The 21053-nt window shown below is 40.4% G+C and carries 23 protein-coding genes, 1 tRNA gene and 1 other annotated feature; of the genes, 17 read left to right on the top strand and 7 right to left on the bottom strand.

Annotated features, from left to right (window positions below):
- The first annotated feature begins 141 nt into the window (after positions 1–141).
- Positions 142–1818 carry a S8 family peptidase gene (locus A8805_RS06360; protein ID WP_109709372.1) on the top strand — a complete coding sequence of 559 codons (1677 nt, stop codon included), beginning with the start codon at positions 142–144 and terminating at the stop codon, positions 1816–1818.
- A 53-nt stretch (positions 1819–1871) separates the two neighbouring features.
- Here A8805_RS06360 and A8805_RS06355 read toward each other — a convergent pair whose 3' ends face one another.
- The gene (locus A8805_RS06355; protein ID WP_207657679.1) at positions 1872–2873 is read right to left on the bottom strand and encodes a GGDEF domain-containing protein; all 1002 of its coding nucleotides are present in this window, start codon (positions 2871–2873) and stop codon (positions 1872–1874) included.
- Between the two features lie 396 nt (positions 2874–3269).
- Between A8805_RS06355 and A8805_RS06350 the strand changes: the two genes are divergently transcribed.
- On the top strand, positions 3270–3494 hold the full coding sequence (locus tag A8805_RS06350) for a hypothetical protein (protein ID WP_109709370.1): 225 nt from the start codon (positions 3270–3272) through the stop codon (positions 3492–3494).
- A gap of 204 nt (positions 3495–3698) precedes the next feature.
- On the opposite strand, the gene A8805_RS06345 is transcribed toward A8805_RS06350, so the two are convergent.
- Entirely contained in the window at positions 3699–3914 is a 216-nt protein-coding gene (locus tag A8805_RS06345; protein WP_109709369.1) for a helix-turn-helix transcriptional regulator, read from the bottom strand.
- A 248-nt stretch (positions 3915–4162) separates the two neighbouring features.
- Between A8805_RS06345 and A8805_RS06340 the strand changes: the two genes are divergently transcribed.
- The 9 genes from A8805_RS06340 to A8805_RS06300 all read left to right on the top strand — a co-directional run bounded on the left by A8805_RS06340 (position 4163) and on the right by A8805_RS06300 (position 11814).
- A complete protein-coding gene (locus A8805_RS06340) occupies positions 4163–4588 on the top strand; it encodes a hypothetical protein (protein WP_109709368.1) in 426 nt (141 codons plus the stop codon).
- A 6-nt stretch (positions 4589–4594) separates the two neighbouring features.
- Positions 4595–5140: a 2-C-methyl-D-erythritol 2,4-cyclodiphosphate synthase gene (gene ispF / locus A8805_RS06335; RefSeq protein ID WP_109709367.1), complete on the top strand. Its 546-nt coding sequence runs from the start codon at positions 4595–4597 to the stop codon at positions 5138–5140.
- Complete coding sequence (locus tag A8805_RS06330; protein ID WP_330405770.1) at positions 5082–6284, top strand: GNAT family N-acetyltransferase; 1203 nt, start codon at positions 5082–5084, stop codon at positions 6282–6284. The genes ispF and A8805_RS06330 overlap by 59 nt, the downstream gene beginning before the upstream one ends.
- A 140-nt stretch (positions 6285–6424) precedes the next feature.
- Positions 6425–6651: a binding site (T-box leader), on the top strand.
- Positions 6652–6817: 166 nt separating this feature from the next.
- Positions 6818–7573: a serine O-acetyltransferase EpsC gene (gene epsC, locus A8805_RS06325; protein ID WP_109709762.1), complete on the top strand. Its 756-nt coding sequence runs from the start codon at positions 6818–6820 to the stop codon at positions 7571–7573.
- Positions 7560–8966: a cysteine--tRNA ligase gene (gene cysS, locus A8805_RS06320; RefSeq protein WP_109709365.1), complete on the top strand. Its 1407-nt coding sequence runs from the start codon at positions 7560–7562 to the stop codon at positions 8964–8966. The genes epsC and cysS overlap by 14 nt, the downstream gene beginning before the upstream one ends.
- On the top strand, positions 8951–9406 hold the full coding sequence (locus A8805_RS06315) for a Mini-ribonuclease 3 (protein WP_109709364.1): 456 nt from the start codon (positions 8951–8953) through the stop codon (positions 9404–9406). Before cysS ends, A8805_RS06315 begins: the two co-directional genes overlap by 16 nt.
- Before the next feature lie 72 nt (positions 9407–9478).
- Entirely contained in the window at positions 9479–10249 is a 771-nt protein-coding gene (rlmB, locus tag A8805_RS06310) for a 23S rRNA (guanosine(2251)-2'-O)-methyltransferase RlmB (protein WP_109709363.1), read from the top strand.
- A 73-nt stretch (positions 10250–10322) separates the two neighbouring features.
- A complete protein-coding gene (locus tag A8805_RS06305) occupies positions 10323–10937 on the top strand; it encodes a sigma-70 family RNA polymerase sigma factor (protein WP_109709362.1) in 615 nt (204 codons plus the stop codon).
- A gap of 13 nt (positions 10938–10950) precedes the next feature.
- The gene (locus A8805_RS06300; protein WP_330405768.1) at positions 10951–11814 is read left to right on the top strand and encodes a hypothetical protein; all 864 of its coding nucleotides are present in this window, start codon (positions 10951–10953) and stop codon (positions 11812–11814) included.
- Here the strand turns inward: A8805_RS06300 and A8805_RS06295 are convergent, their stop codons facing one another.
- The 3 genes from A8805_RS06295 to dtd form a co-directional block, all read right to left on the bottom strand.
- A complete protein-coding gene (locus tag A8805_RS06295; protein WP_109709361.1) occupies positions 11815–12141 on the bottom strand; it encodes a hypothetical protein in 327 nt (108 codons plus the stop codon). It lies immediately after the preceding gene.
- A 268-nt stretch (positions 12142–12409) separates the two neighbouring features.
- Positions 12410–12482: transfer RNA gene (locus tag A8805_RS06290), tRNA-Thr, on the bottom strand.
- 187 nt (positions 12483–12669) lie between these two features.
- Positions 12670–13116, bottom strand: coding sequence for a D-aminoacyl-tRNA deacylase (dtd, locus tag A8805_RS06285; protein ID WP_109709360.1), 447 nt, complete (start codon positions 13114–13116; stop codon positions 12670–12672).
- Positions 13117–13298: 182 nt separating this feature from the next.
- Between dtd and A8805_RS06280 the strand changes: the two genes are divergently transcribed.
- Both A8805_RS06280 and A8805_RS06275 read left to right on the top strand, forming a co-directional pair.
- Positions 13299–13751, top strand: coding sequence for a LytTR family DNA-binding domain-containing protein (locus A8805_RS06280; protein ID WP_109709359.1), 453 nt, complete (start codon positions 13299–13301; stop codon positions 13749–13751).
- A gap of 5 nt (positions 13752–13756) precedes the next feature.
- The gene (locus A8805_RS06275) at positions 13757–14449 is read left to right on the top strand and encodes a LiaF transmembrane domain-containing protein (RefSeq protein WP_109709358.1); all 693 of its coding nucleotides are present in this window, start codon (positions 13757–13759) and stop codon (positions 14447–14449) included.
- A 20-nt stretch (positions 14450–14469) separates the two neighbouring features.
- On the opposite strand, the gene A8805_RS06270 is transcribed toward A8805_RS06275, so the two are convergent.
- Complete coding sequence (locus A8805_RS06270) at positions 14470–14991, bottom strand: DUF6512 family protein (protein WP_109709357.1); 522 nt, start codon at positions 14989–14991, stop codon at positions 14470–14472.
- Positions 14992–15223: 232 nt separating this feature from the next.
- On the opposite strand from A8805_RS06270, the gene A8805_RS06265 reads away from it, so the two are divergent.
- The 3 genes from A8805_RS06265 (at position 15224) to A8805_RS06255 (ending at position 18975) form a co-directional block, all read left to right on the top strand.
- Positions 15224–15568: a hypothetical protein gene (locus A8805_RS06265; RefSeq protein ID WP_109709356.1), complete on the top strand. Its 345-nt coding sequence runs from the start codon at positions 15224–15226 to the stop codon at positions 15566–15568.
- Positions 15569–15787: 219 nt separating this feature from the next.
- Positions 15788–17455 carry a glutamine--tRNA ligase/YqeY domain fusion protein gene (locus tag A8805_RS06260; RefSeq protein WP_109709355.1) on the top strand — a complete coding sequence of 556 codons (1668 nt, stop codon included), beginning with the start codon at positions 15788–15790 and terminating at the stop codon, positions 17453–17455.
- Positions 17456–17577: 122 nt separating this feature from the next.
- A complete protein-coding gene (locus A8805_RS06255) occupies positions 17578–18975 on the top strand; it encodes a PLP-dependent aminotransferase family protein (RefSeq protein WP_109709354.1) in 1398 nt (465 codons plus the stop codon).
- Positions 18976–19025: 50 nt separating this feature from the next.
- Here A8805_RS06255 and A8805_RS06250 read toward each other — a convergent pair whose 3' ends face one another.
- Positions 19026–19307: a hypothetical protein gene (locus A8805_RS06250; RefSeq protein WP_109709353.1), complete on the bottom strand. Its 282-nt coding sequence runs from the start codon at positions 19305–19307 to the stop codon at positions 19026–19028.
- A 266-nt stretch (positions 19308–19573) separates the two neighbouring features.
- Between A8805_RS06250 and A8805_RS06245 the strand changes: the two genes are divergently transcribed.
- A complete protein-coding gene (locus A8805_RS06245) occupies positions 19574–20854 on the top strand; it encodes an adenylosuccinate synthase (RefSeq protein ID WP_109709352.1) in 1281 nt (426 codons plus the stop codon).
- The last annotated feature ends 199 nt before the right edge of the window (positions 20855–21053 follow it).

Raw genomic sequence — 21053 nt, 5'->3', positions numbered from 1 at the left:
AAAATATTGTTTTATAATAAAACAAATCTTCCTGATGTGAAGTATAACATTCAAAATAGAATTGATAATTGTATGTATATATATTTTTTTAAAACATAATTATTTTATGAAAAATACATTTTGTTATGCAAAGGAATAGTTATGAAGAAAATTATTGACGAAAATTATTATGATTTTATTGTTGACAGCAACTCGGCGACCTTGGATAATCCTGATTATTTTACACGATTCACTCAACGGTATTCTTTACTCCACACAATATCAGGTGATGTCGATATGTGTGATCTTGGGCGGCAGCCGTATCATAGGTTCCCTACATTATATACGTTATCCTCTCAGTTGAGCCTTGACAGTTCTGGTATACCCCAAATACAGCAAAACTCCGCGCTGGCTTTATTTGGATTTGGTGTTATCGTGGCTGTCATTGATACGGGAATTGATTACCGACACCCTGCTTTTCGATATAATGACGGTACTTCCCGTATTCTATCTATTTGGGATCAGACAATACAGGAAGGTACCCCCCCGGAAGGCTTTGAATTTGGTACTGAATATGGTAAAGAAATAATAGACATTGCATTACAGACGGAAGAACCTATGTCTATAGTTCCCACTATCGATACAAATGGACACGGCACAGCAATTGCCAGTATTGCTGCTGGTAGTCGTGATAGTGAAAGATCTTTCTCCGGTGTTGCTCCCCAATCTGAATTTGTGATAGTGAAACTAAAGGAGGCTAAGCAAAATCTGCGCAAGATATTCTGTGTTCCTGAAGATTCTATCTGTTATCAGGAAACAGATGTTATATTCGGCATGAGGTATGTACTTGAAATAGCTACAAAACTGAATCGGCCTCTTATCGTCTGCATTGCCCTTAGTTCTAGCCTGGGCGGTCATGAGGCTCTTGGTGCGGTAAGTGTTTATGTTGATTATCTCACTCAACTTTCGCATATTGCTGTTTCTGTTGCTGCTGGAAATGAGGGGAATAAAAAGAGACATTATTATGGAAATGTCCTGTCACCTCCATTTGTAAATGAATTTGAATTAAAGGTTTCTAAAAAAGATTCTTGTTTTTCTTTCGAATTATGGACTGATTTTTTAGCACGATTAACCATACAAATTGTTGCGCCGAGCGGCGAAAAATCTCCCATTGTATATCCATCCATTAAGGATTGCAATCACTATCAATTTATATTTGGAAAAGAAAATGTTTGGATCAATAACATTCTAATTGAAAAGGAAAATGCCACTCAATTGATATTGGTGCGTATTAATAATGCAACGGAGGGAATTTGGCGTATACATGTTGGAAATATTGGCAAAGCTCCTTTTTCGTTTGACTGCTGGCTACCCAGTGGAGAATTGATTTCGAATGAAACTTTTTTTATGCTTTCTGACCCCAATACGACCATAACATGTCCCGGTAATACAGTTCCTGCTCTCACTACAACTGCTTATGATCAGTTTAGCAATAGCATCATAGCTGAAGCCAGCCGTGGATATACCAGGATAGGCAGAGTGAAGCCTGATGTGGCAGCACCGGGAAGCCGCATTCCATGTGCCGTTCCCCAAGATAAATACTCAATTTTGACAGGGACCGGTGCAGCTGCGGCTCATGCGGCAGGTGTCATTGCTATGGCATTGGAATGGGCAGTTGTGCGGGGCAATTATACTTCCATTACAGGAAATGATATCAGCAGTTTGATTATTCAAAGTGCTGATAGAAATCCTACATATGTTTATCCGAATAACGTATGGGGATATGGCAGTTTAAATATTAATGCATTTTTTGAATTTTTGACCTATATAGGGAAATGATTTTGTATGTATAAATGGGGAAGCAGTTACTATGTCAATCCATATGTGTGCCTTCAAAATACTTTGTAATTTTGGCTTTTGGAGGCCTTTTTTTCCTGATACATCAGCATGTCAATCTCTTTTAAAAAGTTTTCTGCATTCCTGTGTGAGCGGGAGCTATACACAGCATAGCCCATACTGAGTCCAAGATAGTAAGGATGGGAATCACACTGATTATAGTTGTCAAGACATTTGTTAATTCTACAGACCAGGGATTGTAGTTCTTTTTTGTCTGATATATCTAAAATAAGACAGAATTCATCTCCGCCAAACCGGGCTATAAAGTCGTTTACTTCAAGGCAGTCTTTCAGCAGCCTTGCCGTAGCTTCCAATGCCTTATCGCCCATGCTGTGCCCATATGTATCATTAATATGTTTAAAGTTATTTATATCCACTAAAATAGCTGAAAATGCCTTTCCGGCAGCGCTTGCGTTAATTTTCTTCTTTAAATACACATCAAGCTTTTTTCGGTTATTTATTTTTGTGAGATGATCTGTATATATATCATGATTTTGGAAGTTTAAAAATAGCACAAGCAGGGAAAGAACAATACTGTTGAGCATTAGCGACATTCCATAAAATTTTATCTGCAGAAAGATGCTGGCTATTGGGGGAAGCGCAAAAAACATAAGTGATAAAAAACTCTTCTTATCCAATCTTCTGCGGTTCAATAAAATGGTTGCAAAAGCTACGGATAATAATATGAAGTCAATAAAAACAGGGAGTGCAAAGTATGGACCCCTGTGGTATATGTTATTTGAGTCGATATAATAAAACCAGTCGAAAAATTGAGAAAATATCAGAAGAGTAAAGTTGGTTACATTAATGGCACATAAAAGAAAAACCAGCCGTCTGATTTTTCTATCTTTATGAAAGATCTGTAAATAAACGTAAACCACCCAAAGGGATGGCAAAATCGGGTTTATAAGAAAAATTAGAAAATTCCCTATATTATTTAGAACGGGATAGATTGGCAGGGCCTTACCGTCGAATCTGCTTAGTATATCTATTACCAACATCAAAATGGTGATGTTCAGCATCGACATATAAAGCTTGTCCCGTAAAGAATTTTTTTCTAAACACCTTAGTGCCTGAAAATATATAATAATTATTACCATAATAGAATATATATTTAAAATTGCATTGCTTTTTAAACTCATTTGTATTCACTCCATTATATAGTATTTACAATTATACACGTAATGTGGTTATTTGTTAATCATTATTGATAACTTTATAATAAATTTTTTCAAAACATGCCAGGAGTTTTTGATGTCTGATTGTGATAATACTTATTGTATCATTGTATCTCAACAGAAATATAAAATTTTAGGAATATGTCCCCGGAAGCCCGCATATACTTCAATAGATTGTTTTACTATGCAAAAATTTGACGATAGGAGAGAGGTATTATGGCGAGACGAAGGAAATCATTGGATGAACAGATTCATAGTTTGGACGGGCAGATAGACAAGCAGCAGAGCAAATTAGATATGCTGCTGCAGCAGAAGAAGGAGCTTATCAGCAAAAAGCAGGAAGAGGAGATAGGCGAGCTTTTTAGATTTATGAAAGATAATAATATGTCTGCCCAGGATATATATAATTTAGTTGAGCAGAATAAAGAAACAGAGCAATAAGATGACTGTATGAGCAGTGTACATTTATCTTTGGTGCTTCGGGCCGGCCTGGCCCGAAGTTATTCTTATTAGATGGCAGCAACACATCTGTCACTCCACGCTTTTCAGGGAAGATACCATTCTTTTAAGCCGATAACTGTGAGCAATCTCACATGTTATCGGCTTTGTTATTCGCGTTTTTTATTTGCACTTCGGACAAATAAATTATTCAAAATAAAATAAGTCTTCAAATTTTTTGTCTAGTGCGATGCAGAGAATGAGTGCCAGTTTGGCAGTAGGATTGAACTGGCCAGTTTCAATAGAACTAATCGTATTTCTTGAGATACCAACCATTTCAGCTAACTGATTTTGAGACATCTTTTGATCTGTTCGTACTTCTTTCAGTCGATTGCGCAAAACTAATCCATCTTTTTTTGCCATTGTACATTACCTGCTTATTACATATCTAAATAAATATGCAGCAATTAAACCTAAAAATGCAGCAGCAAATAATAACGCCGCAATTAAGTTGTATTTATTTTTAATCTTATTAAAGGTGTAAAAATGAGTTGCTGCACTATATGCGGATAAAATAGCTGCAAATTTGTGAGTTTTTCATGTCTGATTGTGGCAATACTTATCTAATTATGGTAGAATCAAAAAATGAGAACTAAATGGAGGATAAGAAGATGAACGAAAGATCCAGATTTGTATTGAGAATTGTAGCGGGGGTGTACCTCGCTTATTTAGGCGTCAAGATGATTCAGGGATTGATAGTAGACAAACCTGAGAATATGATGTTTATGTTTGCGATGGCAGTAATTTTTGTCATTGTAGGTGTTCTATTTATTTTGTCTTCAGTAAAAAACATGAGGTCATCCAGGAATGCAGAAACTCCGCAGGAAGAAACAAATGCGGATTATATTGAGGATTCCCCGGTGCTGGAGAATAAGGCAGCAGAAACTGCAGAAGATAAGGAAGAAGCGGATGAAGTGCCGGAGGCAGGTGAGGAAGAATCCGGAGGAGAAGCGGATTTGGAAGTGTCAGGTGAGGAAACATCCGACGGGGACGCAGATTTAGAAGCAGCAGATGAGGAAGACAGATATAAGGAGTAATAGATTATGCGTGTAGGAATGGGATATGATGTCCATAAACTTACAGAAGGAAGAAAGCTGATTATTGGCGGCGTGGAGATACCTTATGAAAAAGGACTACTAGGACATTCGGATGCGGATGTACTGGTACATGCGATTATGGATGCTTTGCTGGGGGCAGCGGCCTTTGGGGATATTGGAAAACATTTTCCGGATACGGACCCTCAATATAAAGGAGTTTCAAGCATTGAGCTGTTAAAACGTGTAGCGGGGCTTCTTGATGAAGGCGGGTATATTGTAGAGAACATCGATGCTACAATTATAGCCCAGAAGCCTAAGATGCTTCCTTATATTGAGCAGATGAGAAGCAATGTGGCAGATACTCTGGGGTTACTTATTGACCAGGTGAATATTAAAGCGACAACGGAAGAGGGACTGGGATTTACCGGAAACGAGGAAGGGATTTCTTCCCAGGCAATTTGTGCACTGGAGAAAATTACAAATTACAGCAGCTATGATGTCGTTCAAAATCCGGGAGGATGTGAGGGGTGTAGAGGCTGCCATAGACAATAGCAGGAAAGGAGACAAAAGGATGCGGCTCCGAAAACTTGACAGCAGTGAACACGGCCTGACAAGAGGATTGTGGGAAAAAGTATTTTCAGACGATAGTAAAAAGTTTCTGGATTACTATTATTTTATTAAAACCAGAGATAACCAGATTTATATGATAGAGGAGGATGGAGCAATCCGTTCCATGCTTCACTTGAATCCCTATGTGCTTCAGGTAGAAGAAGGACAGTTCCGGTGCCATTATATTATTGCTGTGGCTACAGAGGCAAAATACCGGAAACGCGGATATATGGGAGAACTGTTAAGAGCATCCATGATGGATATGTATGCCCGGAAAGAACCTTTTACATTTCTGATGCCTGCGGCAGAGGCAATTTATACTCCTTATGATTTTCGGTTCATTTATAAGCAGAACCAGGAGGAGATACTCGGGAAAGAAGGAAGTCCCGGTGTGGAATTAAAAGACGCAGAGATAGGGGATGCTGCTGAAATGGCAGAATTTTTCCGGAAATATTTTGCTCCTGCATATCAGGTTTATGCCATACGGGATGAAAATTATTATCAGACTATGATATTTGAACAGATGAGCGAAAATGGCGGGGTAAAACTGATGAAGCAGGATGGACGCATCGTCGGGATGTTTGCTTACGCCAGAGAGAAGCGCGTTGAAATCAGAGAGCCCCTATACCTGCCGGAATATGAAGAGGAATTTCAAAAGGCAGTTTATGTACTTCGGGCAGGAGAAGACAGTCCGGTAAAAATACTTGCAGCATGCGGGAAAGAAGAAACAACGAAGGTTCCCATGATTATGGTAAGGATACTTCATTTACAAACCCTGCTGGAATCCATGTCTGTAAAGGCAGGGGAGAATCTGGATTGTTCCTTTGCAGTATTAGATACGATCATAACAGCGAACAGCCGGGTATGGAAGCTCCAGGTTGGTGGAGACAATCCGGCAATACAAGTACAGGAAACAGAAGATTCCCAGGGAGTACTGACAATCAGTGCGCTGGCAAGTTTATTGTTTGGTTATAAGACACTGGAAGAAATTTGTGAGGAAGAGGATGTAATTGTTTCCGAGGAACTGGCATGTGAATTGCGGAAAATCCAGCCGCTGGAACGAGTATACCTGAATGAAATAGTCTGAATAGTCTGAAAACGAACTGCAAGGGGGACAGTCCCTTTTGAAAAGGGACTGTCCCCCTTGCCTTCCTTTTGCAGTCTATTTACAAAATTGGTTGACAAATTCCTTAAATTTGCATAATATATACCTATATAAATATAGATTGAAAAGCGATGAACGGAAAGAGTAACTGATTTTGAACTTTCAGAGAGAGACTGTCACCGGCTGAGAGCAGTCTTAAGGGATAAATTTGTGAAGTGCATCCGGGAGCTGATTCTGCGAAAGGGACAGGAATGAGTAGCAGGATACGGGGAGCATACGTTACATGTGATGAGTGAAAGAAGCAATTCTTTTAATAGAGTGGAACCGCGGACATGACTTCGTCTCTAACAAGAGACGGGGTCATTTTTTATGTAATAGGAAAGAGCTTTTCCTATTACATAAAAGATGCGCACCACGCGCATAAGGAAAATGGCCGCTAAAGCGACCGCGCTTCGGCGCGAGAGTCTGGCCTGTCAGACTCTATGTTCTTATGAGAAGGGATGGTAGGAAATTTTATGGGAATTATATCTTATATCAAAAATGAAATTCAGGTAATCAGAGAACGTGACCCTGCGATAAAATCAAATATGGAGGTATTGCTTTACCCGAGTTTTAAAGTTATACTTAGGTATAGGGTTGCTCACAAATTGTATCTGAGACAGCATTATTTTTGGGCCCGCTGGATTTCCCAGAGGGCAGCAAGAAAGACGGGCATTGAAATACATCCTGGTGCAGTAATCGGAAAAGGATTGTTTATTGACCATGGAAGCGGTGTAATTATCGGGGAGACAGCTATAATCGGAGATAATGTGACACTTTACCAGGGCGTTACTCTGGGTGGTACAGGAAAAGAGCAGGGAAAGAGACATCCTACATTGGAGGATAACGTAATGGTCAGTGCGGGAGCAAAGATTTTGGGCTCCTTTACAATTGGCGAAAATTCAAAAATAGGGGCAGGCTCTGTTGTTTTGGAGGAGGTTCCGCCTAACTGTACAGTAGTTGGTGTTCCGGGACGTATAGTGCGTATGGGTGACCAGAAAGTACCAAGATCAGATATGGATCAGATTCATCTGCCGGACCCGGTTCTCAACGACATAAAAGAATTGCAGAATGCCAACATCCGCCTTTACAATCAGCTCAAGGAAATGGAAAAACATATGAAGTGTATACTTGATGGAGATTGCGGGCTGGAGGATGAAAAAGAAAAAATAGAGAAAGAAGAGAAAGAAAAGAAAGAAGTGCAAGAGGAGAAGAAGGATGAAATTATATAATACATTATCAAAAAGAAAAGAGGAATTTTTACCTTTGGAAGAGGGAAAGGTAAAAATGTACGTCTGCGGACCTACCGTTTATAACTATATTCATATTGGAAATGCCAGACCTATGATCGTGTTTGATACGGTGAGGAGGTATTTCGAATATAAAGGATACGAGGTTAATTTTGTATCCAACTTTACAGATGTGGATGACAAGATTATTAAAAAGGCTATTGAGGAAGGTGTGACGGCATCAGAGATTTCCCAGCGTTATATCGAAGAGTGCAAAAAAGATATGAAAGACATGAATGTGAAGCCGGCCACGAAACATCCTCTGGCTACAGAAGAAATCTGCGGTATGGTAGACATGATTGGAACGCTGATAGATAAGGGTTATGCGTATGAGAAAAATGGAACGGTCTATTACCGTACAAGAAAATTTAAGGAGTATGGTAAACTATCTCACAAGAATCTGGATGATTTACAGTCCGGCGGACGTTCCCTTTTAGTATCGGGGGAAGATGAGAAAGAGGATTCTTTAGATTTCGTTTTATGGAAACCGAAAAAAGAAGGAGAGCCAGCATGGGAGTCTCCGTGGAGTGACGGACGCCCGGGATGGCATATCGAATGCTCAGAGATGTCTAAGAAATATTTGGGAGAACAGATTGATATTCATGCAGGCGGCGAAGACCTGGTGTTTCCTCACCACGAGAATGAAATCGCCCAGAGTGAGTCTGCAAATGGCAAGGAATTTGCAAAATATTGGATGCATAATGCATTTTTGAATATTGACAACAGAAAAATGTCAAAATCTCTCGGAAACTTCTTTACGGTCAGAGAAGTTGGCGAGAAATATGACTTACAGGTTCTGCGTTTCTTTATGCTCAGTGCACATTACAGGAGTCCGCTGAATTTCAGTGCGGAACTAATGGATGCTGCAAAGACCGGATTGGATAGAATTGTAACCGCAGCAGAAAATCTGAAATTCCTGAAAAATAACGCAAAGGTACAGGATATGACCGATGCGGATAAAGAGGCATTTGAAAAGACTCAGGAATATGTAGATGGATTTGAAAAGGCAATGGATGATGACTTCAATACTGCAGATGCAATTTCTTCTGTTTTTGAGCTGGTAAAATATATCAATACTACAGCAAAGGTCGAAAGTTCCGCAGAATATCTGCAGAGCCTGTTGGATTTGCTTGTGAAGCTGACAGATGTTCTGGGGATTATTGTTGAAAAGGATGAAGAGATTCTGGCGGAGGATATTGAGGCCCTGATTGCACAGCGTCAGGAGGCCAGAAAGAGTAAAAACTTTGCAAGAGCCGATGAAATCCGCGATGAACTGCTGGCAAAAGGAATTATTCTGGAAGATACTCGAGAAGGAGTAAAATGGAAAAAGGCATAGAATTTGAGTTTCATGATTATATACACGAAGTATTGAGTCTTCAAGAGGTGGATATCGCAAGCTATTCACCTCTTGTTCTGGCATATATCGGTGACAGTATTTATGATTTAATTATCAAGACTATGGTTGTCAATAAAGGAAATAAGCAGGTGCATAAGCTGCATGATGAGACAAGCGGGTTTGTACAGGCTTCCACCCAGTCTCTGATGATGCGGACAATGCAGCAATATCTGACAGAGGAAGAACATGCAATTTACAGGCGGGGGAGGAATGCGAAGTCCGTTTCGCCTGCCAAGAACCAGTCAATCACAGACTACAGAAGAGCCACGGGATTCGAGGCTCTTTTGGGATATCTTTACCTGAAAGAGGACTACAAAAGGCTGATGGATTTAGTCAAAATCGGGCTGGACAGCCTAAACCCGGAGCAGGCAGCAGAATAGCATGGCATAGAGTTAAACGGCACAGCGGATTGAAAATACCCGCTTTACATGAATAAGAAAATGAGGAATAAGATGCAGGAAAAAGAAAAAAATAAAGTGGAAAATAAAGAGAATACACTGATAATTGAAGGCAGAAATGCAGTGTTGGAGGCCTTCCGTTCAGGAAAGACCATTGATAAAATATTTATTTTAGACGGCTGTCAGGACGGCCCTGTCAGAACAATTGTGAGAGAGGCCAAAAAACATGATACTATTTTGAACTTTGTGGCAAAAGAAAGACTTTCACAGCTTTCTGAGACTGGAAAACACCAGGGTGTAATTGCGTATTCGGCAGCTTATGATTATTCTGATATAGAGGACATGTTCCGGCTGGCAGAAGAGAGGGGAGAGGAACCCTTCCTTATTTTGCTGGATAATATTGAGGATCCGCATAATTTAGGAGCTATCATCCGGACTGCTAATCTGGCAGGGGCACATGGTGTTATTATACCAAAACGAAGAGCAGTGGGCCTTACTGCCACTGTTGCAAAGACCTCAGCAGGAGCGCTGAACTATACCCCCGTTGCAAAAGTGACAAACATCGCAAAAACGATAGAGGAACTGAAAGAAAAAGGTGTCTGGTTTGTTTGTGCAGATATGGGCGGAGAATCTATGTACCGTTTGAATCTGACAGGACCTATCGGCATGGTTATTGGAAATGAAGGTGAAGGCGTAGGGCGCCTGGTAAAAGAGAAATGTGATTTTATTGCAAGCATTCCCGTGAAGGGAGAAATTGACTCCCTGAATGCATCTGTTGCAGCGGGAGTGCTGGCATATGAGATTGTCCGCCAGAGAATGAAATAATCTGAGTGACTGTTCAGTACAGATACTAATCCGGGTTATATAAGGATATGCAGGACAAGAAAGGGCTGGACTGATGAGTAAGTATGATGCAATAACGGACGAGCTGTTGATTTCCGATTTTCGGAATGGTAATTCAGAAATAATGGATTATATCATGGTAAAATACAAGTCAATGGTCCGCAAAAAAGCAAGGGCGATGTATCTGATAGGAGGAGAAAATGAAGATCTGATACAGGAGGGCATGATAGGGCTTATCAAGGCCGTCCGAGATTATAATCCTTCCCAGGGAACTGCCTTTGCCAGTTTTGCGGAACTTTGTGTATCCAGACAGATGTATACTGCAATTGAAGCTTCAAAAAGAAAAAAACACATCCCGCTTAATTCCTATATATCTTTATACGAGGAGGGGGGCAATGCAGATGAGGAAAAAACCCTTCCTTTAATTGATACCATTGAACCTGCCGTAGAAAATAACCCGGAGGCATTGTATTTTGGAAAAAAATTTACAGAAGCTTTTGTGGAGGAATTGAAACAAAGCCTGAGTGCCTTGGAGAATAGGGTGCTATATCTCCATCTTCTGGGAACAGATTATAAGACAATTGCGGAACTGCTTGGCAAAAGCCCTAAAGCGATAGACAATGCCCTTCAGAGAATAAGGGCAAAAGCGGAAAAACTGCTTCCGGGGTAAAAAGGTGAATATCATGGGAATCAGTAATATGGAGGATGGTAAAATGGCTGTTGAAGAACAATATTTATCAGACGTTGAGGCAATATTATCTCACAGATATGATAACGGTGCAGATTTATGGGCTACACCAGATAAACGCCTGTTAAAAGGCTCCCCGTTTTCAACCTTTGACAGTGTTTTGTATTTGTTAGAATTGGGCATGTCTCCGGATGAAGCGGTTTTGAAAGATGCTGCAGATTTAATTTTTAGTGTGTGGCAGGAAGACGGACGCTTTAAAATATATCCAAAAGGCAGCATTTATCCCTGTCAAACAGCGATTGCTGCTAATGTGCTGTGTCATATGGGATATGCTTCAGACATCAGGCTGCAAAAGACTTTCCGGCACTTTCTGGATACCCAGTATTCAGACGGAGGCTGGCGCTGTAATAAATTTTCGTTTGGTCATGGGGAAGAAACAGAATACTCAAATCCCCATCCAACGCTCAATGCTCTAAATGCTTTCCGTTTTAGTGATTTCTTAAATAAAGAACCTGCACTTGACAGAGCTGTAGATTTTTTACTTGAACATTGGGTTATCCGGAAACCTATCGGCCCATGTCATTATGGAATGGGAACCTTGTTTATGCAGATTGAGTACCCCTTTCGCAATTATAATCTGTTTCAGTATGTATATGTCCTGTCATTCTATAAACGAGTAAAAGAAGACAGCCGTTTTCTCGAAGCATTTGAAGCATTAAAATCAAAAACCGTTGACGGTCAGGTTGTGGTGGAGCGCGTTGTCCCCAAATTGGCAAAATTATCTTTTTGCAGAAAGGGCGCGCCAAGTAGATTAGCAACAAAACGGTATCATGAAATTTTAGAAAACCTTGAAAGATAATTATTCTGATTTTGTCCGTTTATAAAAAAACATTCCAATCGCGTTTCCTGCCAATGCAATGATTCCATATCCAGGAACGTAAACCCATGCACTTGCGTTATAAAAAATGAGAATTGCCGGCACAAAGAGAATGGCTACAACTGCGACATAAACCAAATCAATGGAATTTTTAATGCCATACAGGATAGAACAAATAAAACAAATGGCGGGAATAACCACAAGCAGCATAGTCATAGCCGCTCCCGTATCTTTCATCACCAATGGAGACAAATAAAAACTCAGCATAATAATGATTAAATAAGGCAGCATTTTTTTAAATTTATTCATTGTGACCTCCTATTCTACTTAATACCTATCAACTATTACAAATAGTAGTATAGATAATGTCAGCAGGTTCCTATAATATATCTATATCATACCCCGCCTTAATAAGCAAGGCTTAATGATTTTGCAGATAGGCTAAAGCCGCTGAGTGGATTTGCACCACCTTCCGTCTTTGGCGAAATCATACAATCCACGCAAATATGAAAGACTAGATTTTAAATAAAAAGAGAGACTTTCAAAGGATAAAACCTTTGAAAGTCTCTCTAAAAGCAGCTGTTGAGCGGATTTGAACCGCCGACCTCCGCCTTACCAAGGCGACGCTCTACCGACTGAGCCACAACAGCATAATACTGTGCATAAATCATACGCAACATTGTTAATATACACTAAAATCACTAGCATTGTCAATAGGATTTATTAAAAACTTTGTTACAGCTCAACTATGCAGATTATGCTAGATCAGGATGGAGAGAAATAGAATCAAATTTATGTCTGAACTGTAACAGGTGTAAGCATTGAAGGTAAAATTGTTTAGAGTTGTTCGGAATCCAGTATTATTGTAAATGGTCCGTCGTTGACCAGACTGACCTTCATCTCGGCTCCAAAGCTTCCGGTCTGAACAACGGGGACGGCTTCTTTACTCTTTTCAATGATATATTCGTAGAGGGAATTTGCCATATCCGGCTGCCCTGCCTCAATGAAGCTGGGGCGGTTACCCTTTTTACAGTTCGCATAAAGCGTGAATTGGGATATAAGAAGAAGGCTGCCGTCTACATCAGACAGGGAAAGATTCGTCTTTCCATTCTCATCCTCAAAGATTCTAAGGCCAGTCATTTTTCGGATGAGCTTGTCTGCAATTTCTGTTGTATCACTGTCCGAAATTCCAATCAGGACAAGGAACCCCTTTTCTATTTTACCAATAGTCTCTCCTTCTGTGGTTACCGATGCTTCTGTCACCCTCTGTATAACAAATTTCATGTTGCCCTCCTTATATGTTGCAGTCTATACATTGTTTATTTTATACTGTTGTTGAAATAAAGTCCAGTCTCCTTTTAAGGGGAAAAAATAACCACTTGATTTGCTTTTTTTACCACATACGCCTTCTATATTTACAAGGCGGGGAATATGTGATTAGATAAAGGCGTGGAGAGGGAAGCGACATGAAAATACGAATTGAGATTGACGAGAACTTAATAGAGGAAGAGGTCATTGTAAGAGGCAGCAGCCTAAATGAACAGGTGCAGCAGATTCAAAGAGCGTTGAGTGAGATTTCCAAACAGGAGCAGAGAATTGTGTTTCATAAAGATGAGACAGAATATTACCTGCCTCTTACGGAAATTCTGTTTTTTGAAACTGACGGCAAGGCTATCCATGCACACACTGCAGGTGATATCTACTTGATTAAGCACCGTTTGTATGAGCTGGAGGAAATCCTTCCGGGGTATTTTATGAGGGTGTCTAAATCTACCATACTGAATGTCCGGTGCATTTATTCGATTAACCGTTCCGTATCCACTTCCTGTGTTGTACAGTTTAAAGATACACATAAGCAGGTATATGTTTCCAGATATTATTATAAGCCGCTTCGCAACCGGCTGGAAGAAAAGAGGTAATGACGATGAAAAAGGAAAGATTGTTTTGGGGAATATTTTTTATCTTTGGGGCGGTACTGCTGGTTATCAGCAAGATGGGATTTTTAAATACGGAAATCAGCATAGGGATGCTGCTTTTATCTGTAATATTTGCTGCAACGCTGATTAAGAGTGTCTTACACAAAAATGTTCCGGGGGTTTTGTTCTCAGCAGCATTTTTATGTATTATTTATGCGGAGCCCCTTGGAATTACAGCACTGACCCCGTGGACAGTTTTGTGTGCAGCCTTGTTGGGAAGTATAGGGATTTCATTTATGTACCATCCTAAACATAAATGGTATTCGTCACACTTTAATGACAGATTTGAGGAGATTGAGACGATGGATGGGAACGAGTTGAAAATGGAAACCAGTTTTGGTTCCAGTATTAAGTATATTGACTCTGAGGATTTTAAAGCTGCCAGTCTGAAATGTTCTTTTGGCGCTATGAAGGTATACTTCGACCATGCGGTTGTACCGGGAGGTGAGGCAGTGGTTCATCTGGAAAATTCTTTTGGAGGCGTAGAATTATATGTCCCAAGAAACTGGAAAGTGATAAACCAGTTGAATGCTTCTTTTGGCGGAGTGGATGAAAAGGGGCGCTATGAACAGGGCGGATCAGTAACTCTAATTTTAACTGGAACAGTAAGCTTTGCGGGTGTTACGATTATTTATGTCTAGGTGAAACACAGTTTTGGCAATTAAAAAGGAGTAAACAGGGCGATATCCGGCGGATAATAGGTGAAAATCAAAAAGCATACCCCCAGGACCAGTACACAGATGAAATAAACGAAAGTATATCGTTTACGTTTTGAAGACAATAAAGAACGGTATCGGACATAAAAAGCAAAAATCGAACTGATAATGAAAGTCAGGATGTCCAGCAGTAAAATATTCTTCCCAAGAAAGCCGGTATAAGTGTAGAATAGAACCGGGATTAGTAAAGTACCTGCCAATATACCCGCCAAATCGGCACGAAGGAGATAAGAATAAGGCTTGAATAGGAAGAGGTATTCTATTATGAAAAAAAGCAATATAGGAAAGTATACCATCTTCATGTGCTCCCAAACAGACTCATTTACAGGAGCAATTAACCCTACAATAAAGTGGTCATGACTCCAATGATAAACAAAGTGGAGCAGTGTCCCCAAAGCACAGACAAAAAGAACACCAATCAGTGTACTGATGTATAGCTTTTTAAATTTTCGGGAAAAAGGTTTCATTATAGCAGCCTCCAAAGAAATACTTTATCATAAAATTTTCAAATATATCCTAGTATGCACATTATATTCTAAGATATTCACAAATATTTTTAAGAAATTAAAAAAAATGAGGACTGGCAACAATTTGTCGAATTTTGTAATAAGATAATGCAAAACAATGTGATTTACATGAGCTTGTGGTATAATACAGAAATATTAAGGTGGTTTTCCGGTACAGGCTGAGGGGGTTATCATGAAAAGCCTGGAAAGAGAAGAATTTGTTCCACTCAGAAAATGTTTAGAGGAATTACTGGAATTTATACAAGGATTGCAGGTAGAGGAAATTCCGTATTTTTACAAATCTGTCGAAAATATGAAGCACAACCTGGAAATTTGCCTTCTTGTCAAGTATGAGGGATGGGAGCAGATGGAACAGATTTTAAAAAGAGATTGGAGATGTGCAAATCATATGCTGTTGGGAATTCCAGGGTTTAATATTCAGGCTGGCAGCCCCAAGGAGAAGGCGGAACTGGACTGCAGGTTCCTCCAACTGATTGCTAATATAGAAGATTATCTGAGGCTGGAACAGACGGTGTAGTTCAATAAGTATGCCTTCCTGGACTATTAATGTTCAAGAAGTATAGTTTCTTGTCGAAGAAAACAAGGGGACGTCTTAAACGCACAAGTGTTTAAAACGTCCCCTTGAGTTTTGTGCCCGGCGATTAGAGGACTGAAAATATTGCAGACACAGTTCTTGTCGTAGTATGTGTTTTGTGGTAAGATAATGGGCAGAATGCTAGTATTTGAGGAGGAAACAATGGAAAACGAAACAATTTCAAAGAATTTTATTGAACAGGAAATAGATAAAGACCTGGCAGAGGGAGTGTACGATCATGTGAGCACGAGGTTCCCGCCTGAGCCGAATGGATATCTTCATATTGGACATGCCAAGTCGATTCTTTTGAATTATGGTCTGGCACAGAAATATAACGGGACGTTCCATATGCGTTTTGATGATACGAACCCTACAAAAGAAAAGGTGGAGTTTGTAGATTCTATCAAAGATGACATTCAGTGGCTGGGAGCTGACTGGAAGGACCATTTGTATTTTGCATCTGATTATTTTGAGCAAATGTATGAATTTGCATTGAAGTTAATAAAAAAAGGAAAGGCTTATGTGTGTGATCTTTCACCGGAAGAAATCCGTGAGTACAGGGGAACCCTGACCGAGGTGGGAAAGGACAGCCCATACAGGAACCGTTCTGTTGAAGAAAACCTGGAGCTGTTTCAGGCTATGAAGGACGGAAAATATAAGGATGGAGAAAAAGTTCTGCGGGCAAAGATTGATATGGCATCACCCAATATTAATATGAGAGATCCGATTATTTACCGTGTTGCCCATATATCACATCATAACACAGGGGATAAGTGGTGCATTTATCCCATGTATGATTATGCTCATCCATTGGAAGATGCAATTGAAGGAATCACACATTCTATCTGTACCCTGGAATTTGAAGATCACAGGCCTTTATATGACTGGGTTGTGAAAGAGTGTGAATTTGAACAGCCGCCGAGACAGATTGAGTTTGCAAAGCTGTACCTGACAAATGTGGTGACTGGAAAGCGTTACATTAAAAAATTAGTGGAAGATAACATCGTAGACGGCTGGGATGACCCGCGTCTTGTATCTATTGCAGCACTGCGGAGGAGAGGATTTACTCCCGAATCTATTAAGATGTTTATTGATTTGTGTGGCGTATCTAAAAGTCAGAGTTCCGTGGATTATGCAATGCTGGAATACTGCATCCGTGAGGACCTGAAGATGAAGAAAGCCCGTATGATGGCGGTATTGGACCCTATTAAACTGGTGATTGATAATTATCCGGAAGGACAGGTTGAGTATCTGGATGTAGCGAATAACCTGGAAAATGAAGAGCTGGGCAGCAGGAAAGTACCGTTTTGCCGGGAGCTTTATATAGAAAGAGAAGATTTTATGGAGGAGCCCCCTAAAAAATATTTCCGCCTTTTCCCGGGAAATGAAGTGCGGCTGATGCATGCATATTTTGTGAAGTGCGAAAGCTTCGTAAAGGATGAAAACGGGAACGTAACAGAGGTCCACTGTACCTATGACCCGGAGACGAAATGTGGCGGAGGTTTTACAGGAAGAAAAGTGAAGGGAACCATTCACTGGGTACCGGCTCCCTATGCAGTGAAGGCGGAGGTACGCCTTTATGAGAACTTAGTGGATGAGGAGAAGGGCGTATACAATAAAGAAGACGGCTCTCTGAATTTAAATCCTAACTCCCTGACAGTTCTGAAGGACTGTTATGTGGAGCCAAGTTTTGATGGGGCTGAACCTACTGACAGTTTTCAGTTTGTGAGAAATGGGTACTTCTGTATTGATGCAAAGGATTCCAGTCCGGATGCACTTGTATTTAACCGGATTGTTTCTCTCAAGAGTTCTTTTAAATTACCTAAGTAAACAAGCAATAGGCAGGCCTTGTCAAGAAGCCTGCCTTTTGTGTAAAAGGAAACATCTGTACCTTCTTGAACATTAGTAATTCAAGAAGTGTAAGTTAAGCGCATAAGTATGGAGTGCATAAAATGAATGAATTGACGATAAACCTTCAACCAGGCTCAAAAATTCCTTTGTATGAACAGATTTATAATTATATTAAAAAGGATATCCAAAGCAAAAGACTCCAAAGTGGAGAGAAGCTGCCCTCCACCCGAGCTCTGAGCAGGTATTTGGAAGTCAGCAGAAGTACGGTGGAGCTGGCATATGAGCAGCTTTTGTCCGAAGGATATGTGGAGGCGGAGCCATACCGGGGATATTTTGTGGCACAGATAGAAGAACTCTATCAGTTAAACCGTATTTTTAAACCGGTTCAGGAACAGCCTGTTAAAGCTGAGAAGCAGTATGAATATGACTTTACACCTAATGGAGTAGATTTAAAAAGCTTCCCTTATAATGTATGGCGCAGACTTTCAAAAGACTGCCTTTTGGACGATAAGGCCGAGATGTTCCGCCTGGGTGAGCCGCAGGGAGAGTATGGGCTTCGAAATGCCATCTGCCATTATCTGCATCAGGCCAGAGGTGTCAATTGCGGGCCTGAGCAGATTATTGTAGGTGCGGGAAATGACTATCTGCTGATGCTGCTGACGACAGTTATTGGACAGAACCATAAGGTTGCCCTGGAAAATCCCACATATAAACAGGCGTACAGGCTTTTTAAAAACCTTTCTTATGAGGTTTGTACTGTGGACATGGATTCCAAAGGGATGGAAATCAATAAGCTTACGGAGTCACAGGCCGACATTGCGTTTGTGATGCCTTCCCACCAGTATCCGCTGGGGATTGTCATGCCGATTAAAAGACGTCTGGCACTTTTAAAGTGGGCAAATGAGAAAGAATTCCGCTACATTATAGAGGATGATTACGACAGTGAATTCCGCTATAAAGGAAAACCAATCCCGGCACTTCAGGGCTACGATAACCATGACAAAGTAATTTATATGGGAACATTTTCGAAATCCATTGCACCGGCAATCAGAATGAGCTACATGGTGCTTCCAAAGCCGCTGCTTTCTTTATATCAGGAAAGAAGCAGTTTTTTGAATTCTACTGTCTCAAAAGTGGATCAGATGATCTTGAAGAAGTTCATAGAAGAAGGATATTATGAGCGCCACCTGAATAAAACAAGAGCTTTGTACAAAAGCAGACACGACGTGCTGCTTAACTGTCTGAAGAATATGCAGGACCTCTGCCAGGTATCGGGAGAAAATGCAGGGGTGCATCTGCTGCTTCGTTTCCAAAATGGAATGTCAGAAGATGAGCTGACAGAAAGAGCGGAAGCGAGGGGAGTAAAGGTTTATGGATTGACGGAATATTTTGTAGAGCCTCAGAAAAAAAGACAGGCAACTATACTGCTTGGATATGCCAATATGAATGAAGAGAAAATAAAGGAAGCAGTGACAATTCTGGAAGAGGCATGGAGATAGACAAACAGGACCAAAGGCTGCCGCCTGGTCCTGTGAGAATAATCAAGTTACTATTTGCTTTCACCAGAAGGCTCTTCTTTAGCCTTTTCTTCTGAAGCCTCTTCTGTGCTGCTATCCGAAGCGGCGTCAGATGTTTTGTTCAGCGGGACATACTCCCTGTCAGGAACAGGCTGTAAATCGCTGTCCAAGTCAAAATCCTCATCTTCTGTAAGGTCCTGGCTGTCATCACAGCAACTGCTGCTGCATCTTCCTTTACAGAAATAAGCTATGATAAGGCCAATTGCAGAACCAATGGCTGCAAGACTTATGAACCATTTTAAATACTTTTTCAATGTATAAGTCTCCTTTCTGTGGGATAGTAGTTGAACCTAGCTTCTATTGTAATACTTTTTGGACATAATTACAACAATGTAAAAAAATTATGTGATATTTATTAAGCTATACTTCTTGAAGATTAGTAATCTTTAAGAAGTATACTAAGAAAAATGAAATAATATTTTACATAATGAGAAAAGTATAGTATAATTCATAAGGCGGTTTATTTATAAGAAACGCTAATGCAGTTTTAAAAGCGACAATATACGCAGGAGGGTTCGAAATGGTAAAAGCAGTAGTAGGTGCTAACTGGGGCGATGAGGGAAAAGGTAAGATTACAGATATGCTTGGGAAAGAAGCTGATATCATCGTTCGTTTTCAGGGGGGAGCAAATGCAGGCCATACAATCATCAATGATTATGGAAAATTTGCACTGCATACACTGCCATCCGGAGTGTTTTATGACCATACAACCAGTATTATTGGTAATGGTGTAGCATTGGATATTCCTGTTTTATTTAAAGAAATCCAGTCAATTGTTGATCAGGGTGTTCCAGAACCAAAAATTTTGGTATCTGACAGAGCACAGATAGTAATGTCGTATCACAAAAGTTTTGATGCATATGAGGAAGAAAGATTGGCCGGAAAATCCTTTGGTTCTACAAAGTCCGGAATTGCACCATTTTATTCTGATAAATATGCAAAAATAGGTTTTCAGGTCAGCGAATTGTTTGACGATGAGGTGCTGAAGGAAAAAGTAGTACGCATAGCAGAACAGAAAAATGTAATGCTGGAACATTTATACCACAAGCCATTGATTCATCCTGACGATTTATATAAAGAGCTGAAAGAATATAAAGAAATGGTAGCGCCTTATGTGTGTGATGTTTCTCTGTATTTGCATAATGCACTGAAGGAAGGCAAGAATGTTTTGCTGGAGGGACAGCTTGGATCTCTTAAGGACCCGGACCACGGTATTTATCCCATGGTTACATCTTCCTCTACATTGGCTGCTTATGGTGCAATCGGAGCGGGAATTCCTCCTTATGAAATCAAAGAGATTATTACAGTGTGTAAAGCATATTCCAGTGCAGTCGGAGCGGGCGCATTTGTAAGTGAGATTTTTGGCGGGGAAGCAGACGAGCTAAGACGCCGCGGCGGTGACGGCGGAGAGTACGGTGCAACAACCGGACGTCCGAGGCGTATGGGATGGTTCGACTGTGTTGCATCCAAATATGGCTGCAGAATGCAGGGAACAACAGACGTAGCCTTTACAGTCCTTGATGTATTGGGGTATCTGGATGAGATTCCGGTATGTGTTGGATATGAAATTAACGGGGAAGTGACAACTGAATTCCCGGTTACGCACCTGCTTGAGAAGGCAAAACCAGTGTTAAAGACACTTCCAGGCTGGAAATGCGATATCCGCGGAATTAAGAAATATGATGACTTACCGGAAAATTGCAGAAAATATATTGAGTTTGTAGAACAGGAAATTGGATATCCGATTACTCTGATTAGCAATGGTCCCGGACGAGAAGATATCGTTTACCGGAATAAATAAATAGAATAAAGTGCGGCCTGTAAGGCCGCGTGTTCGCTGCACAGTCTCTTAAATAAGAGGATGTGCAGCATTTTTTTGTATCATACAATAAAGGAGGATACTCCATAAGTCATGAGATGACTTGAGGGGCATCCTCCTTTTGTAAATGAATATAGAACGATTACCAAGTTGTTCTGAGTGTTAAAAAGGTACACCTTTT

This window comes from Faecalicatena contorta (genome assembly GCF_003149105.1).
GTDB classification, from domain to species: domain Bacteria; phylum Bacillota; class Clostridia; order Lachnospirales; family Lachnospiraceae; genus Muricomes; species Muricomes contortus_C.
Note: the sequence above shows the minus strand (reverse complement) of the source record. Positions and strands in the feature narration are given on the sequence as shown.

Bases quoted from the DNA above. Each gene is read 5' to 3' on its own strand.
- A8805_RS06360 (WP_109709372.1), top strand. From the start codon at position 142: ATGAAGAAAATTATTGACGAAAATTATTATGATTTTATTGTTGACAGC.
- A8805_RS06350 (WP_109709370.1), top strand. From the start codon at position 3,270: ATGGCGAGACGAAGGAAATCATTGGATGAACAGATTCATAGTTTGGAC.
- A8805_RS06345 (WP_109709369.1), bottom strand. From the start codon at position 3,914: ATGGCAAAAAAAGATGGATTAGTTTTGCGCAATCGACTGAAAGAAGTA.
- A8805_RS06340 (WP_109709368.1), top strand. From the start codon at position 4,163: ATGAACGAAAGATCCAGATTTGTATTGAGAATTGTAGCGGGGGTGTAC.
- ispF (WP_109709367.1), top strand. From the start codon at position 4,595: ATGCGTGTAGGAATGGGATATGATGTCCATAAACTTACAGAAGGAAGA.
- A8805_RS06330 (WP_330405770.1), top strand. From the start codon at position 5,082: ATGATGTCGTTCAAAATCCGGGAGGATGTGAGGGGTGTAGAGGCTGCC.
- epsC (WP_109709762.1), top strand. From the start codon at position 6,818: ATGGGAATTATATCTTATATCAAAAATGAAATTCAGGTAATCAGAGAA.
- cysS (WP_109709365.1), top strand. From the start codon at position 7,560: ATGAAATTATATAATACATTATCAAAAAGAAAAGAGGAATTTTTACCT.
- A8805_RS06315 (WP_109709364.1), top strand. From the start codon at position 8,951: ATGGAAAAAGGCATAGAATTTGAGTTTCATGATTATATACACGAAGTA.
- rlmB (WP_109709363.1), top strand. From the start codon at position 9,479: ATGCAGGAAAAAGAAAAAAATAAAGTGGAAAATAAAGAGAATACACTG.
- A8805_RS06305 (WP_109709362.1), top strand. From the start codon at position 10,323: ATGAGTAAGTATGATGCAATAACGGACGAGCTGTTGATTTCCGATTTT.
- A8805_RS06300 (WP_330405768.1), top strand. From the start codon at position 10,951: ATGGGAATCAGTAATATGGAGGATGGTAAAATGGCTGTTGAAGAACAA.
- A8805_RS06295 (WP_109709361.1), bottom strand. From the start codon at position 12,141: ATGAATAAATTTAAAAAAATGCTGCCTTATTTAATCATTATTATGCTG.
- dtd (WP_109709360.1), bottom strand. From the start codon at position 13,116: ATGAAATTTGTTATACAGAGGGTGACAGAAGCATCGGTAACCACAGAA.
- A8805_RS06280 (WP_109709359.1), top strand. From the start codon at position 13,299: ATGAAAATACGAATTGAGATTGACGAGAACTTAATAGAGGAAGAGGTC.
- A8805_RS06275 (WP_109709358.1), top strand. From the start codon at position 13,757: ATGAAAAAGGAAAGATTGTTTTGGGGAATATTTTTTATCTTTGGGGCG.
- A8805_RS06270 (WP_109709357.1), bottom strand. From the start codon at position 14,991: ATGAAACCTTTTTCCCGAAAATTTAAAAAGCTATACATCAGTACACTG.
- A8805_RS06265 (WP_109709356.1), top strand. From the start codon at position 15,224: ATGAAAAGCCTGGAAAGAGAAGAATTTGTTCCACTCAGAAAATGTTTA.
- A8805_RS06260 (WP_109709355.1), top strand. From the start codon at position 15,788: ATGGAAAACGAAACAATTTCAAAGAATTTTATTGAACAGGAAATAGAT.
- A8805_RS06255 (WP_109709354.1), top strand. From the start codon at position 17,578: ATGAATGAATTGACGATAAACCTTCAACCAGGCTCAAAAATTCCTTTG.
- A8805_RS06245 (WP_109709352.1), top strand. From the start codon at position 19,574: ATGGTAAAAGCAGTAGTAGGTGCTAACTGGGGCGATGAGGGAAAAGGT.